The organism is Polaromonas sp. P1_G4, assembly GCF_056405475.1.
The window spans coordinates 1-14,461 of sequence record NZ_JBFUCA010000049.1 but is presented as its reverse complement, the minus strand read 5'-3'; the positions used below and the strand labels follow the sequence as shown (position 1 = coordinate 14,461).

Annotated in this window: 13 protein-coding genes; 8 read left to right on the top strand and 5 right to left on the bottom strand. The window is 63.5% G+C overall.

The window, feature by feature from the left end; all coding sequences use genetic code 11:
* The 6 genes from AC1D1X_RS04385 to AC1D1X_RS04360 form a co-directional block, all read left to right on the top strand.
* The coding region (locus AC1D1X_RS04385; RefSeq protein ID WP_477697884.1) for a TIGR02391 family protein at window positions 1–534 on the top strand (534 nt) is incomplete at its 5' end.
* A 416-nt stretch (window positions 535–950) separates the two neighbouring features.
* Window positions 951–1,601 (top strand): aldehyde dehydrogenase iron-sulfur subunit PaoA, encoded by a 651-nt coding sequence (gene paoA / locus AC1D1X_RS04380; protein ID WP_477669951.1) that lies wholly within the window; start codon window positions 951–953, stop codon window positions 1,599–1,601.
* A complete protein-coding gene (locus AC1D1X_RS04375; RefSeq protein WP_477669952.1) occupies window positions 1,598–2,554 on the top strand; it encodes an FAD binding domain-containing protein in 957 nt (318 codons plus the stop codon). The genes paoA and AC1D1X_RS04375 overlap by 4 nt, the downstream gene beginning before the upstream one ends.
* Window positions 2,551–4,761 (top strand): aldehyde oxidoreductase molybdenum-binding subunit PaoC, encoded by a 2,211-nt coding sequence (paoC, locus tag AC1D1X_RS04370; protein ID WP_477669953.1) that lies wholly within the window; start codon window positions 2,551–2,553, stop codon window positions 4,759–4,761. Before AC1D1X_RS04375 ends, paoC begins: the two co-directional genes overlap by 4 nt.
* Before the next feature lie 272 nt (window positions 4,762–5,033).
* A complete protein-coding gene (locus AC1D1X_RS04365; protein WP_477669954.1) occupies window positions 5,034–5,864 on the top strand; it encodes a hypothetical protein in 831 nt (276 codons plus the stop codon).
* On the top strand, window positions 5,864–6,259 hold the full coding sequence (locus AC1D1X_RS04360) for a hypothetical protein (RefSeq protein WP_477669955.1): 396 nt from the start codon (window positions 5,864–5,866) through the stop codon (window positions 6,257–6,259). The genes AC1D1X_RS04365 and AC1D1X_RS04360 overlap by 1 nt, the downstream gene beginning before the upstream one ends.
* A 33-nt stretch (window positions 6,260–6,292) precedes the next feature.
* Here AC1D1X_RS04360 and AC1D1X_RS04355 read toward each other — a convergent pair whose 3' ends face one another.
* Complete coding sequence (locus AC1D1X_RS04355) at window positions 6,293–6,757, bottom strand: Lrp/AsnC family transcriptional regulator (protein WP_477647589.1); 465 nt, start codon at window positions 6,755–6,757, stop codon at window positions 6,293–6,295.
* Between the two features lie 228 nt (window positions 6,758–6,985).
* Between AC1D1X_RS04355 and AC1D1X_RS04350 the strand changes: the two genes are divergently transcribed.
* Window positions 6,986–8,026, top strand: a complete 1,041-nt coding sequence (locus tag AC1D1X_RS04350) for a 1-aminocyclopropane-1-carboxylate deaminase (RefSeq protein ID WP_477669956.1) — start codon at window positions 6,986–6,988, stop codon at window positions 8,024–8,026.
* A 2-nt stretch (window positions 8,027–8,028) separates the two neighbouring features.
* Entirely contained in the window at window positions 8,029–8,274 is a 246-nt protein-coding gene (locus AC1D1X_RS04345; protein ID WP_477669957.1) for a hypothetical protein, read from the top strand.
* A 240-nt stretch (window positions 8,275–8,514) separates the two neighbouring features.
* On the opposite strand, the gene AC1D1X_RS04340 is transcribed toward AC1D1X_RS04345, so the two are convergent.
* From AC1D1X_RS04340 to AC1D1X_RS04325, 4 genes are all read right to left on the bottom strand, one after another.
* A complete protein-coding gene (locus AC1D1X_RS04340; protein ID WP_477669958.1) occupies window positions 8,515–9,753 on the bottom strand; it encodes an ABC transporter substrate-binding protein in 1,239 nt (412 codons plus the stop codon).
* Window positions 9,754–9,860: 107 nt separating this feature from the next.
* Window positions 9,861–11,096, bottom strand: coding sequence for an ABC transporter substrate-binding protein (locus AC1D1X_RS04335; RefSeq protein ID WP_477669959.1), 1,236 nt, complete (start codon window positions 11,094–11,096; stop codon window positions 9,861–9,863).
* A gap of 59 nt (window positions 11,097–11,155) precedes the next feature.
* Window positions 11,156–13,099, bottom strand: a complete 1,944-nt coding sequence (locus AC1D1X_RS04330) for a hypothetical protein (protein ID WP_477669960.1) — start codon at window positions 13,097–13,099, stop codon at window positions 11,156–11,158.
* Window positions 13,100–13,475: 376 nt separating this feature from the next.
* Window positions 13,476–14,255 (bottom strand): IclR family transcriptional regulator, encoded by a 780-nt coding sequence (locus tag AC1D1X_RS04325; RefSeq protein WP_477669961.1) that lies wholly within the window; start codon window positions 14,253–14,255, stop codon window positions 13,476–13,478.
* Window positions 14,256–14,461: the final 206 nt, after the last annotated feature.

Here is a 14,461-nt window from a genome sequence, read left to right as displayed (position 1 = left end):
GCGTGGAACTGGCTGACCGTGCAAGGGCTGCTGATACCGCAAGGTGGTTTTCATCCATCCAACGATTGGATGCGCTTAAGTCGCAAGGCACGTCGGATGCTCGATGAAGGTTCATTCGAGGACTATTCCCGCGGTGTGGCGTTTCCCAAAAGCCTACTTCATCCGGAAATAGCAGAAGCTGTTTGGCTCGACCTAGCTCGCGGCGATTTTTCTACTGCGGTGTTCAGGTCTTTCAGAGCTGTGGAAATAGCTGTGCGTAATGCAGGTGGGTTTGGCGATCAGACGATCGGGACAGATCTGATGAGAAAGGCCTTTTCTCAGAATGGGCCACTTGCAGACAACTCCCGGCTTGCAGCCGAAAATGAAAGTCTTTCCGCGCTATTTGCCGGTGCTATCGGTTCGTACAAAAACCCGATATCTCATCGCACCGTGGACCTGTCGGATATTAAAGAGGCCCAGGAGATGGTCATATTGGCGAGCCATCTTCTGCGCATTGTGGATAGCCGCCGTCCAAAGCCTGCTCGCTTAGCCTAAAAAATCCTGATTGGCCCGGAAGCCAAATTGGCGCCTAAATATGGGCTTTTTGATGCCCCCAGGCCGCCAAAATCCCTCCTGGCATAGTCAAAACACCGTGGAAGCGTCTATTTCGAGCGTGAAAAGGGCCTTGAGCCCAATCAGGACAAGCGCAACCAGCTCCTCTTCTGATAGCAAAACTGCAGTCCTGACCCTCGCTTGACAACCCGTTTGCAAGGTAAGGCAAAAGAAGTGGGAGGATGCGCCAGGCGTACTTCCTGACCTCGACGCGGCGGCGGTCGTGATGGCGGCGGCGGCAGTGGCGGCAACTGACTCCCCACCTAGCCTGTCTCCTACAGTGCAATCGGCCCTGCTCCGGGATGCTGGCGGTTACCTCGCCACTCCCCACTCCATCTTTAAGGACAAAGGCAGAAGCCATGGAAAGCCCCACCGATGCACTCACCATCTCCCGGCGAGGTATCCTGATCGCTAGCGCCGCTTCAGCGGCTGTGACCACTATGCCATCAGACGCAACCGCCGCCCCCTCTTCACCGCTCGCCGCACCCGGCTCCGTCCCTCAGGAGCGCGTGACCATCGAGGTCAACGGCACGGCCCACACCCTGAACCTGGACACACGCACCACGCTGCTCGATGCCTTGCGCGAGCATCTGCACCTTACCGGCACCAAAAAGGGCTGCGACCACGGGCAGTGCGGCGCCTGTACCGTGCTGCTTGATGGGCAGCGCATCAATTCCTGCCTGACGCTGGCCGTGATGCATGAGGGCAGCAAGGTGACCACCATCGAAGGGCTGGGAACCTTGCAGCGCATGCACCCGTTGCAAACAGCCTTCGTCAAACATGACGGCTACCAGTGCGGCTACTGCACGCCGGGCCAGATCTGCTCTGCCGTCGGCGCACTCGACGAGCTCCGTCGGGGCGTTCCCAGCCACGTCAGCGCGGACATTACCGCGCGGCCGCTGCTCTCGCCCGACGAGCTTCGGGAGCGCATGAGCGGCAACATCTGCCGCTGCGGTGCTTACTCCAACATCGTTGAAGCCATCACTGAAGTCGCGGGGGGGCAGGCATGAAACCCTTCACATACGAGCGCGCCACCTCGCCGGCACAAGCTGCCGCAGCGGTGGCCCGCAACCCGGCGGCAAAATTCATCGCAGGCGGCACCAACCTGCTTGATTTGATGAAGCTGCAGATCGAAGCGCCGGCGCATCTTGTCGACGTGAACGGCCTGGCGCTGGACAAGATTGAAGCGACACCCGAAGGCGGCCTGCGAGTGGGCGCGATGGTTCGCAACACCGCGCTGGCCTCAGACGAGCGCGTGCGGCGCGACTACGGCGTGCTGTCACGGGCCCTGCTCGCCGGCGCCTCGGGCCAGCTGCGCAACAAGGCAACCACCGCCGGCAACCTGCTGCAGCGCACGCGCTGCCCCTACTTTTATGACACCGACCAGCCCTGCAACAAGCGCCAGCCGGGCAGCGGATGCAGCGCCATCGGGGGCGTGAACCGCCAGCACGGCATCATCGGCACCAGCCAGACCTGCATCGCCACCCACCCGAGTGATATGGCTGTTGCCATGCGGGTGCTCGACGCATCGGTAGAAACCGTGCGGGCCGACGGGCGTGCGCGCGTCATTCCCATTGCTGACTTTCACCGGCTGCCAGGCGAAACGCCGCACATCGAAACCGCGCTGGAGCCCGGTGAGCTGATCACCGCCGTGACGCTGCCGCGCCCGGCCGGCGGCGTGCACATCTACCGCAAGGTGCGTGACCGCGCCTCTTACGCCTTCGCGCTCGTTTCCGTGGCTGCCATCGTGCAGCGTGATGGCTCCGGCAAGGTCGCCCTGGGCGGCGTGGCGCACAAGCCCTGGCGCGTTGAAGCCGCAGAGGCCGCCATGCCGCAAGGTGCGCGGGCTCTTGCGGCCGGCGTGCTGGCCGGCGCCACACCGACACATGACAACGCCTTCAAATTGCCACTGGCAGAGCGAACCATCGCCGCCGTGCTGGCCCAGGCGAGGAGCGCATCGTGAAATTCGACACCCCTGCCACCACCAACCCCATTGACCAGCTCAAGGTCATCGGCAAACCGACCGACCGCATTGACGGCCCGCTCAAAACCACCGGCACCGCACCCTACGCCTACGAGCGCCACGACGCCGCACCCGACGCGGCTTACGGCTACGTCGTAGGCGCCGGCATCGCCAAGGGCCGCATCGCGTCGATGGATTTGCGCGCGGCCCGCACCGCGCCGGGCGTGCTGGCCATCGTCACGGCAGAGAACGCCGGCAAGCTCACCAAAGGCAGCTTCAACACGGCCAAGCTGCTGGGCGGGCCGGAGATTGAGCACTACCACCAGGCCGTGGCGCTGGTGGTGGCCAACACATTTGAGCAGGCGCGCGCCGCCGCGCAACTGGTACGCATCGTCTATGAGAGCACGCCGGGCAAGTTCAACCTGGCGTCTGAAAAAGACGGCGCGCCACTGGCCAAGGCGTCTGATTTTTCGGGTGAACCTGAAACCAGGGTGGGCGATTTCGCGGGCGCCTTTGCCACCGCGCCTGTGCAGCTGGACGCCACCTACACCACGCCCGACCAGTCGCACGCCATGATGGAGCCGCACGCCACCATCGCAGCGTGGAATGGCGACAAGCTCACGGTCTGGACAGCCAACCAGATGATCGACTGGGGCGTGGGCGATCTGGCCAAAACGCTGGGCATCCCCAAAGCCAACGTCAGGCTGGTGTCGCCCTTTATCGGCGGGGGCTTCGGCGGCAAGCTTTTCCTGCGTGCCGATGTGCTGCTGGCCGCGCTGGGTGCGCGCACGGTGCAGCGGCCGGTCAAGGTCGCGCTGCAGCGGCCGCTGATGATGAACAACACCACCCACCGGCCGGCCACCATCCAGCGCATACGCCTTGGGGCGGGGCGCGACGGCAAGCTCACTTCCATCGGCCATGAGGGCTGGTCAGGCGACCTGCCCGGCGGCGGGCCCGAGACCGCGGTGAACCAGACGCGCCTGCTTTACGCCGGCGCCAACCGCATGACCGCCACACGGCTGGCCGTGCTGGACCTTCCCGAAGGCAACGCGATGCGTGCACCGGGCGAGGCGCCCGGCTTGATGGCGCTCGAGATCGCCATGGATGAAATGGCCGGGAAGCTGGGCATGGACCCGGTGGAGTTCCGTGTCCTCAACGACACGCAGGTAGACCCTGAAAAACCCGACCGTGCTTACTCCCAGCGCCAGTTGATCCAATGCCTGAGAACCGGCGCGCAAACCTTCGGCTGGAACCGGCGCGTAGCCAAACCGGGCCAGCTGCGTGAAGGGCGCTGGCTGGTGGGCCTGGGTGTCGCCTCGGCTTTTCGCAACAACCTGACAATGCCGTCTGGTGCGCGCGTGCGGCTGGACAACACCGGCCTTGTCACGGTCGAAACCGACATGACCGATATCGGCACCGGCACCTACACCGTCATTGCGCAGACCGCCGCTGAAGTCATGGGCGTGCCGCTGCAAAAGGTGTTTGTGCGGCTGGGCGACTCCGCCTTTCCCGTGTCGGCCGGCTCGGGCGGGCAATGGGGCGCCAACAGCTCTACGTCGGGCGTGTACGCCGCCTGCATGAAGCTGCGCGAAGCCGTCGCCAACAAGCTGGGAATGACCCAGGGCGACATCACGTTTGCCGACGGCATGGTCAGCGCGGATGGCCGCACTGTGCCGCTGGCTGAAGCTGCCGGCGCCCAGGGCCTCGTCGCCGAAGACACCATCGAGTTCGGCGACCTGGGCAAAAAATTCCAGCAGTCGACCTTCGGCGCGCACTTTGTGGAAGTGGGCGTCGACATCTACACCGGCGAAATTCGTGTGCGACGCATGCTGGCCGTCTGCGCCGCGGGCCGCATCCTCAACCCCAAGAGCGCGCGCAGCCAGGTGATAGGCGCGATGACCATGGGCGTGGGCGCGGCGTTGATGGAAGAACTCGCCGTCGACAAGCGTCACGGCTTTTTCGTGAACCACGACCTGGCGGGCTACGAGGTACCGGTGCATGCCGACATTCCGCACCAGGACGTGATCTTCCTGGAAGAGACCGACCCGACCTCATCGCCGATGAAGGCCAAGGGCGTCGGTGAACTGGGCATCTGCGGCGTCGGCGCTGCCGTGGCCAATGCGGTCTACAACGCCACCGGCGCGCGGGTGCGCCACTACCCGATCACACTGGACAAAGTGCTGAACAGCCTGCCGGCGCTGGTGTGAGCGCCGGCGCGCCTCATCACGCCGGCGGCGGGTGTGGAAAACACCTTAAAAACGCCTGTTTCAGGCATAAAAAGTGCCTGAAACCTAATCAGGACGGGCGCAAGCAGCTCCTGATTTAATAGCGCGTCTGCACAATCCTGAACCCCTTGCGCAAGCTCACCGGCGAGCGGAACGGCGGCCCGCCGCACCGCTGGAACAAGTCCTACACAGCTGCGTGTTCGCGCGTACTAGGATCGGTTTTACCTGTGAATCCGTTCCGTACTGACGGTGCCATGCCAACCCGCCCTTTTCGCCTCGCCACACGGCTGATCCTGGCGTCAGCCCTGGCCGCTGCGTGCCTGGGCACCGCTGCGCAGGACAAAGCCGCAGGCACGCTGCCGCAGGTCACCATCGCCGCCAAGGCAAACCGCGACCCCGTCGAAAAGTCCTACCGCAAGATGGTCCGCGGCATGGACCTTTTCGAGAAACAGCGCGCCGCCATGGCGCCCAACGCGTCGCTGCGCTTCAAACTCTTGCCGCGCAAGCGCGAAACGGAGATGGACCGCATCGAGATGGAGGTCATCGGGACGACGGTGGCGTTTGGCGTGGCGGTGGCGCCGGACCATACCTTTACGCTGGAGCGTGACCCCAAGGCGTTTGACGAGAACGCACAGGTGATTCCGAACCGGAAGGCGCAGACCATGACGTGGCGCACGGAGATACGCACGCCGGGCCTGCCGCCCAACACGCGTCGGCTGGGGGACTTGCGGCTGGAGTGCCAGGTGGGCATGGAGGCTGGCCTGGTGTCGAACACCACCAACGTGATCGGCCGGCTGGCGCGGGTGATTCTGGATACGCCGGCTTACTGCGACAGGAAGGCGCCGCTTTATCTGTTCTTTGCAGACCGGCCTTTGTTCAGCGTGGCCATGGTGAACGGCGCGCGGCGGGAGATTCTTTCCATCGACAAGCTGTACGCCGCCGCCAGCGACGACCCCAACCTGAACGGCGACCTGCCGTATTGCGACTGCGAGGTACTGGTAGACCGCACTTACGTGCTGCCGCTGGGTGACCGGAGCTGGCCGGACGACACGCTGGTGGAGTTTGAGTACATGGACGGGCCGTGATGAAAACCTTGCCCCGCCAAACGTTGCGGCATGCCGGTGCGATGCTGCTTGCCTGCCTGTGGCTGGCCGGCTGCGCGGGCCCGGGGGGATTGTTCGGCCCTGAGGAAGCGCCGCCGCCTTTTCGTGACCCGGCGATGACGATGGAAAGCGCGCAGGGCGCCATCGTGGCCGGGCAATCCACCAAGGCAGACGTGACGGCCGCGCTGGGCGACGCCGCCACGTCGGTGAAGTTCGACAGCGGATTCGAGGTGTGGGTCTACCGGAAAAAGACGCCGCAAGCCACGGTGACCAACCCGGAACTGGTGATTCTGTTCACACCGGGTGGCGTTGTGAAAAAGACGCGGATTCGCCCGGCGTATTCGGCTGACTCGGCTTACGGAGAGCGCAAGGATTGACGGCGTAACTTCCCCCCGAACCAGCCCGCCACTTCATACCGGAATCACGGTCGTCTCGAACACTTCCTTGAGGCATACAAAGGTGCGCACCTGCCGCACGCCGGGCAGGGCCACAAGCTGGGCGCTGTGCATCTCGTTGAACGAGTCGATGCTCTTGATGCGCAGCTTCACAAAATAATCAAACTCGCCGGTCACCAGTTGCACCTCAAGGCAACCCGTGAGGCCGGCGGCGGCTTTTTCAAACGCGGCGAATGAGTCGGTGGTGGAGCGGTCAAGCACGACACCGATGATGACCAGGCCGTTGTAGCCCAGCGCACGCGGGTTGACCAGCACCACGGTCTTGCGGATCAGCCCCAGCTCCTTGAGCCTGGCCACCCGCCTGGAGCAGGCCGGTGCGCTGAGGTTGGTTTTTTCGGCCAGCTGCATGTTGGGCAATGAGGCGTCCTGCTGCAGCAGCTTCAGGAGCTTGCGGTCTACCCGGTCGAGTTCTTTTTCCATTGAGGAATTGTACAAATCTTGCACAAAATGGCAATTCAACAAAATAAATTGTGCGTTTATCCAATTCAAAGATTCCTGAGTCGACTTATTCGCTGAAGTATGCAATTCATTCCACGGCCCGGGCGATACGATTTGATTCAGGACTGCACCCAAACCTTTACCCACATGCCCTCCTTCTTTGCGGCCATTTCAGTCTACGCACAAGGGCTTCAACCGAGAAACACTGCCATGTCTACCCCGCTTCAGTATCCGCTCCAGCTCCAGAAATTTGCAAAACACTCCCTGACCTTCGGGCCCAGCCCGATACAGCCGCTCAAGCGCCTGAGCGCCCACCTGGGCGGCAAGGTCGAGCTGTTTGCCAAGCGCGAAGACTGCAACAGCGGCCTGGCGTTCGGCGGCAACAAGACGCGCAAGATGGAATACCTGATCCCCGAGGCGCTAGAGCAGGGCTGCGACACGCTGGTGTCGATCGGTGGCATCCAGTCCAACCAGACGCGCCAGGTCGCGGCGGTGGCGGCGCACCTGGGCATGAAGTGCGTGCTGGTGCAGGAGAACTGGGTCAACTACTCCGACGCGGTGTATGACCGCGTGGGCAATATCGAGATGTCGCGCATCATGGGCGCCGACGTGCGCCTGGACGCGGCCGGTTTTGACATCGGCATCCGCCCGAGCTGGGAGCAGGCGATGGAAGACGTGCGCAAGAAGGGCGGCAAGCCCTTCCCGATTCCGGCGGGCTGTTCAGAGCACCCGTATGGCGGCCTGGGTTTTGTCGGCTTCGCCGAAGAAGTGCGCGCGCAAGAGGCCGAGCTGGGCTTCAAGTTTGATTACATCGTGGTGTGCTCCGTCACCGGCAGCACGCAGGCCGGCATGGTGGTGGGCTTTGCGGCAGACGGCCGCGCCGACCGCGTGATCGGCATCGATGCGTCGGCCAAGCCCGCACAAACCCACGCGCAGATTTTGCGCATTGCGCAGAACACCGCCAAGCTGGTGGAGCTGGGCCGCCCCATCACCGAAAAAGACGTCGTGCTCGACACCCGCTACGGCGGCCCTGAGTATGGCCTGCCATCCGAAGGCACGCTGGAGGCGATACGGCTGTGCGCCCGCCAGGAGGGCATGCTGACCGACCCGGTGTACGAAGGCAAGTCGATGCAGGGCATGATCGACATGGTGCGGCGCGGGGAGTTTCCGGCCGGCTCACGCGTGCTGTATGCGCACCTGGGCGGCGTGCCGGCGCTCAATGCCTACAGCTTCCTGTTCCGCAACGGTTGAACATGGAACGGCCTGCAGCATTGACCGTGGCGCTGGCAACCCGGCTGATGGAAGCCTTGTGCGCAGCGCCGCGTGACGCGGAGGCACCCGAGAGCGCCGGCATGCCCCTGCTGCGCGCGGCACTGAATGACCCTGCCGTGCACACCGTGGTGCTGGCCATCAGCAAAAACGGGCCGGCTGCCAGCCTGGTGCAGGTGATACGGCAGCCGGACACGCTGCATCAATGGGTGGAACTGGCCTGCATCTGAGCGTGACGTCAGCGTTTTGCTATCAATTAAATAGCTGCTCGCGCATGACTCTATTGGGTTACAGGCCTTTTTTATGCATCAAAAGCGGGCTCCGGAGGCCTTTTTCCGCGGCCCAGCGCCTGCCTCCACACGCTAAAACCGCTTGAAAAAGACCATTTTCAAGCATAAAAAGTGGCTGTATCCCAATAGAGTCATGCGCGAGCAGCTATGTTTTTAATAGCATTCGTCGGCTAACGACCTCTAGATCCGGTCCTTCCAGCGCTGCATTTCCCATGAGGGCAAACCTCGGAGGTCGCCGACCTTCGCGCTCTGGAATTCCGTGATGGCGGGTTTGGCGCCCAGCCGCTCGTAGGCCTGTTTGGCGATCGGTGCGGTTTGCACGAACACACTTTTCACCTGCGCCCAGTTCAGGGGTTGCGGGATGATTTTGGCGCCTGCAATCATTTTTCCTGTGGCAAACAGCGACAACGCGTCGCCTTCGGTCGACCACACCCAGCCCCGGCGAAACACCACGTCATCGCGAACCACCCTGGCGCCATCCGCCGGAGACAGGCCCCAGTAGGACTTGACCAGCTGCGACACCGCCTCCGGGTCGGCCTCACTGAGTGCATGCACAGCTTCCTGTTGCGCCAGCAGGAAAGCCTGCACAAGGTTCGGGTGCTTTTCCACAAGGCTGTTATGCACGATGCGGAAGGACCGGTGCAGGTAGTAGCCGTCCGGATAGAAAGGCGAATTCTTCACCGAGGGCAACAAGATGCCGGCGCCCATGCCGGCCGGCCCCTCGTAATGGGCTTCTGTGTAGCCGTGGGAGTTCATGATGGCCACCGTGCCCGTTCCGGTGGCCTGCGCCTTCAGAAAGGCCGGGTACACCGCCAGCGTGGCGTCCACCCCGCTGGGCACCTGCGCCGCTTCGGGCAAGGTCGGCAAGTGCACCATGCGAATGCCGTGGGCGGCAGGGTCGGGGTTGCCCAGCTCATAGCGCAGGATTTGCGTCAGCGCGTTGTAGGGGTCGCCGCCCAGCACGGTACCAACTGTCTTGCCCTTGAGGTCTTGCACATTGCGGATGGGCGAGTCCTTGCGCGTGCACAGCACAAAGCGCAACCGCCCTTCCGCCACCGACGCCAGGCTGAACGGAAGCCTGGCCAGGATGCCGCCCAGCGTTGCCGTGTTGCCCCACAGCGCCATGTCGAGCTGGCCGGCGGTGAGTGCGTCTACCTGCGGAGCGCCCGTCTGGTAGATGCGGTAGTCCACCGTGAGGTCGTAGCCGAACTCCGCGGCATATTTTTCAAACAGCTTTTTGCCGATCATGTATTGCGTTGTCGGCGAATTGCCAGCCGCCCACGGCACCCAGCCAAATGACAGCGTGAATGGCTTGCCCGCCTGGGCGCGAACAATGCCCGCGGCCCCCAGTGCGCTGCCGGCCAGGCCGGCGCTTTGGCGCAACCAGTGCCTGCGCGTCAACATTGATCTGCCGGTCATCGGCTCTCCTTTTGGTTGGGGGTTGCCCGCGAAAGGCACGGCGCCGGGCCGCGGATTTCCGCCTGAAACAAAAATCAACGCCCCCGGGTTGGCAAGCTCCGGGTTCGCTAGGTCCGGTCCTTCCAGCGCTGCATTTCCCATGAGGGCAGGCCGCGAAGGTCGCCGACCTTCGCGCTCTGGAATTCCGTGATGGCGGGTTTGGCACCCAGCCGCTCGTAAGCCTGTTTGGCGAGCGGTGCAGTTTGCACGAACACACTTTTCACCTGCGCCCAGCTCAGGGGTTGCGGAATGATTTTTGCGCCCGCAATCATTTTGGAGGTGGCGAACAAAGCCAGCGCGTCGCCTTCGGTGGACCAGGCCCAGCCGCGGCGGAACACGACTTCGTCACGAACCACCTTGGCGCCATCCGCCGGCGACAGGCCCCAGTAGGACTTGACCAGCTGCGAGACGGCCTCCGGGTCGGCTTCGCTGAGAACGCTCACGGCCTCCTGCTGCGCCAGCAGAAAGGCCAGCACGAGGTTGGGGTGTTTTTCCACGATGTTGCTATGCACGATGCGGAAGGAACGATGCAGGTAATAGCCGTCTGGATAGAAAGGCGAATTCTTCACCGAGGGCAGCAGGATGCCGGCGCCCTTGCCGGCTGGCCCGTCGTAATGCCCTTCGGTGTAGCCGTAGGAGTTCATCACAGCCACCGTGCCCGTGGCCTGCGCTTTCAGGAAGGCCGGGTACACGGCCAATGTGGCGTCCACGCCGCTGGGCACCTGCGCCGCTTCGGGCAAGGTGGGCAGGTGCACCATGCGGATGCCATGGGCGGCCGGGTCGGGGTTGCCCAGCTCATAGCGCAGGATTTGCGTGAACGCGTTGTACGGGTCAGCGCCTACCAGTGTGCCGACCGTCTTTCCCTTGAGGTCCTGCACGTTGCGGATGGGCGAGTCCTTGCGCGTGCACAGCAAAAAGCGCAGCCGCCCTTCCGCCACCGACACCAGGCTGAAAGGAAGCTTTGCCACGATGGCGCGCAGCGTCGGCGTGTTGCCCCACATGGCCATGTCGAGCTGGCCGGCGGCCAGGGCCTCGACCTGCGGCGCTGCCGCGGGGTAGGCGCGGTAGTCCATGGTGAGGTCGTAGCCAAATTGCGCCGCGTGTTTTTCGATCAGCTTTTTGTTGATCATGTGCTGCGTGATCGGCGAGTTGCCCGCCGCCCACGGAACCCAGCCATAGGACATCGTGAGCGGCTTGCCTGCCTGCGCGCGGGCAAGCTGCGCCAGCCCCACCGTCGCTGCGCCGGCCAGGCCGGCACCCTGGCGCAGCCAGTGCCTGCGCGTCAACATTGATCTGCCGGCCATAAAGACCCCTCTTTCACATGAAGAACAGCCACGCGGACCCGACGGTGCAAACCTGCAGCTCACACGGCCGGCAGGCTCACGCCCTCGTGTTTCGCAGGGTGTTCGTGGTCTATTCTTTCCAGGAGCTCATACACCTCGCACAGCTCATCCTTCGGGCCTAGCGGTACTGTGGCCACCAGCCTGAAACGGAAAAACCGCGCGGCCGCAAGCGCCACCGCGCGGCTGGCGGCGATGTTCACGCCCAGCGCATTGGCCTGGCGCGCCAGCGCCCGGGCCCGGTCCAGCGGTGCGCCCACTGCGGTGAAAGTCAGGTGATCCCAGGTGCCGAAGTTGCCGACTGTGGCATTGCCAAAATCCAGGCCAAAGCGCGGTGGCTTGACCGGCACGTCCAGGCCTTCGGCCAGCGCCTGCATGGAGTCCACCGCGCGCAGGGCCGCCTCGCAGGCATAACCGGCCGGGTTAGACACATTGAGCGGCGTGTTCCACAGCGCGACGGCGGTGCAGCTTTCGTAGCGGTCCATCATGCCCTTGCCCTGCGCCACTTCCACCGCCAGGATCTGCAGGTAGTGGTCGGCATTCGGCGACCAGGTCATGGCCGTGGCGTGGTCGTCGTCCAGCGCGGCGCACAGCACCGCCAGCTCGCGTTGCTCGACGCCGGCCTGCGGCGTCAGGCGGTTGGCAATGAAATGCTGCACCAGCGGCCGCGGCACGTAACGCGAAAAGCCCTGCAACGCGATGCGTGCCAGCGCCAGCGATTCCTGCAGCCGGCGCACCTCGGCGATGTCGCTGTCCTGGGGAATGTCGCTGTCGAATTCAAATTGCCGGATGTGCCTGGCCGAGCGCACCAGGTTCTTCAGGGGCCTGGCCAGCCGGTTGGCCATCCAGAACAGCATGGGCATCAGCAGTACCAGCCCGGCCACGCCCACCCCCAGCAGCATCCACCGCATACGCCGCACCTGCGCCAGCAGCAGGTTCTGGTCAGACACCAGGGCCACATAGGCCTTGCGGCTGAACACGCCTTCGATCGGCATCACCACCGCGGCAAAACGCTGGCCGTCGGCGCCATCGATCGAATGAATCGGCGTATCTTTCAGAGAGGCCTGTGTCATCAGCGGCGGCAACGCGGCATACAAGGGGTCATTCAGCGCGGCAAGGCTCACGGGCCGCCCGGACGCCAGCAGACGGCGAAGGCGGTCTGCATCGGACCAGCCCCAGACGCGGCCCTGCTCATCAAAGAGGATCAGCTCGGCATGGCTCTCCTGACTGCGCGCACGCAGAAAATCCGAGAGGCCCGCGACCGTGAACGTTACTGCCGCGACGCCGCCCTTCGGCCCGCTGAGCGGCCGCGACAACGCCATGCCGAACTCCGCCGGGAGCTGCAGCATAAAAGGATCGGTGGCCTGGAAGGTGCCCAGGTTCAACTCGCTCACCCCCTCGTACCAGGGCCTGCTGCGGGGGTCATAGCGGTTGCCCCAGGGACGCCGTTCGCTGGCGATGGCGGTCATTTGCTGGTCGTAAAAAACCCATTCCTCCACCCGCTTTTCGTGTTCGTCGACCCGGATGATCTGCTCCGCGTAGCGGGCTTCCGGCAGCGATTTAGCCCAGGCCCGGTCGCGTTCGGTGCGCAACACCATGCTTTGCAGGTAACTGCCGTCCGGATAACCGAACACCAGCGAGGCGATCTGGGGATAGCGGTTTTGCATCGACATCTGCATGCGCTGCACTGAAATGTCGTTCTCGCCTTCGAGGCCGGCATGCGGGTCATTGGTGGTGGCTTCCAGCCAGGCGCGGGCCGGTTCCTGAAAGCGCAGCAGCTGCTCCTGCGTGCGGCGGCCCAGTTGCTCCAGCTCGCGCTGCGCGCCGTCCAGCACGATGCGGCTTGCGGCCAGCTCGGCCAGCACCATGAGCGCCACAACAAGCACCGTGCCCAGCGCGGCGTAGGTCCAGAACAGGTGGGAGCGAATCGACCTGGCGTGAAAAGTCAGCAACTTCAACTTTTTCAAGCGTGTCCCCCTGCTGTGCTTGTTTGATCGCAAGATACGCTGCAGTAATACCTTTGACAAGGCGGTTGCTACTGCCCTGCCGGGTATCTTTTCGCCTTCCACATTTTGTGACGTTTGTCAGAATTTTCAGCGTGACGGCATACAGAGGGAGCATCTTCAAAAATGCAAATTTTTGGACGCCCGTATGGATACAGATAGTGACATCGGCGCAGCCTGTTTGCGACATGTACTGCTGGAGTACACACCCCGGGCTATAACGGAAGCGCTACATGCGAGCGGCCCGCCTTGCCGATTTGTCGATTGCCGCTTTTGCTTTGTATTGCACTGTATCGAGAGGCCTGTGCGATCAGCTGCCCTCAGCGGGGGCGCGGAAAGCCTACGCCCGCTTCTTGAACAGCGCCGAAGCCCCGCTGGCTGCCCGGATCTCATCGGCCGTTGCCCGCAACGCCTCGGACAACTCTTCCATCCTGACTTGCGTCAACCGCACCAGCGGCCCCGCAATCGTGACCACACCGATCGCGCCCGAGGGCGACAGCACGGGCGCGGCCATGGCGGACATGGAGGGCGCGAACACTTCGCTGATTGTGCTGAAGCCGCGCTTGCGCGCCGCGTGCACAAAGCCGAGCAGCGCCTTCACGGTGGTGGGGGCCTTGGGGCCGAAGTCTTTGGGTGGGCCGAAGCCTTGTTGGGCCACCAGGCGCAATGCCTCTTCATCGCTCATGGTGGAAAGCCAGGCATGCCCGGCGGCGCTGCAAGACAGGCGAACCGACAGGCCCATGTCGGGGTCGTAGCGCAGGCCACGGCGCGCGCCCTGCGCTTTGGCGACGAAGGTCAGGTCGTCGCCGTCGACGACGGCCAGACGCACCAGTTCGCCGGATTCTTCGGCCAGATGGTCGAGCAGGGGCTGCGCGACATCGACGATGCCTGAGGCGCTCAAAAACCCCAGGCCCAGCGAGACCAGTTTGATGGTGAGAACGTATTCGCCCTGCTCACGCACCTGGCGCACATAACCGCAGCGGCACAGCTCTGCCAGCAGGCGGTGGGTAGCGCTGAGCGGCATGTCCAGGCGGGCTGCAATCATGGACACGGTTTGGCCTTCGGGGTGCGCGGCCAATTGCTCCAGGGTGTTGAAGCTTCTTTCGAGAAGGGTGCTCATGCGGTTTGACTCTCTGGTTTCGCCGGTTTGCCGTTTGCCGTTTGCCGTTTGCCGTTTGCCGTTTGCCGACATTTAGCCATGGCTTGGAAACTGGGTGCACTTCAAATAATAATGGTTTTCCATTATGGAAAGACTTTCCACTATATCGGATGATTCGCCGGTCTGGGGTGCGATCTGGCCGAACAGCCTAGCCCCGCCCCTTTGCC

Bases quoted from the DNA above. Each gene is read 5' to 3' on its own strand.
- paoA (WP_477669951.1), top strand. From the start codon at position 951: ATGGAAAGCCCCACCGATGCACTCACCATCTCCCGGCGAGGTATCCTG.
- AC1D1X_RS04375 (WP_477669952.1), top strand. From the start codon at position 1,598: ATGAAACCCTTCACATACGAGCGCGCCACCTCGCCGGCACAAGCTGCC.
- AC1D1X_RS04365 (WP_477669954.1), top strand. From the start codon at position 5,034: ATGCCAACCCGCCCTTTTCGCCTCGCCACACGGCTGATCCTGGCGTCA.
- AC1D1X_RS04360 (WP_477669955.1), top strand. From the start codon at position 5,864: ATGAAAACCTTGCCCCGCCAAACGTTGCGGCATGCCGGTGCGATGCTG.
- AC1D1X_RS04355 (WP_477647589.1), bottom strand. From the start codon at position 6,757: ATGGAAAAAGAACTCGACCGGGTAGACCGCAAGCTCCTGAAGCTGCTG.
- AC1D1X_RS04350 (WP_477669956.1), top strand. From the start codon at position 6,986: ATGTCTACCCCGCTTCAGTATCCGCTCCAGCTCCAGAAATTTGCAAAA.
- AC1D1X_RS04345 (WP_477669957.1), top strand. From the start codon at position 8,029: ATGGAACGGCCTGCAGCATTGACCGTGGCGCTGGCAACCCGGCTGATG.
- AC1D1X_RS04340 (WP_477669958.1), bottom strand. From the start codon at position 9,753: ATGACCGGCAGATCAATGTTGACGCGCAGGCACTGGTTGCGCCAAAGC.
- AC1D1X_RS04335 (WP_477669959.1), bottom strand. From the start codon at position 11,096: ATGGCCGGCAGATCAATGTTGACGCGCAGGCACTGGCTGCGCCAGGGT.
- AC1D1X_RS04325 (WP_477669961.1), bottom strand. From the start codon at position 14,255: ATGAGCACCCTTCTCGAAAGAAGCTTCAACACCCTGGAGCAATTGGCC.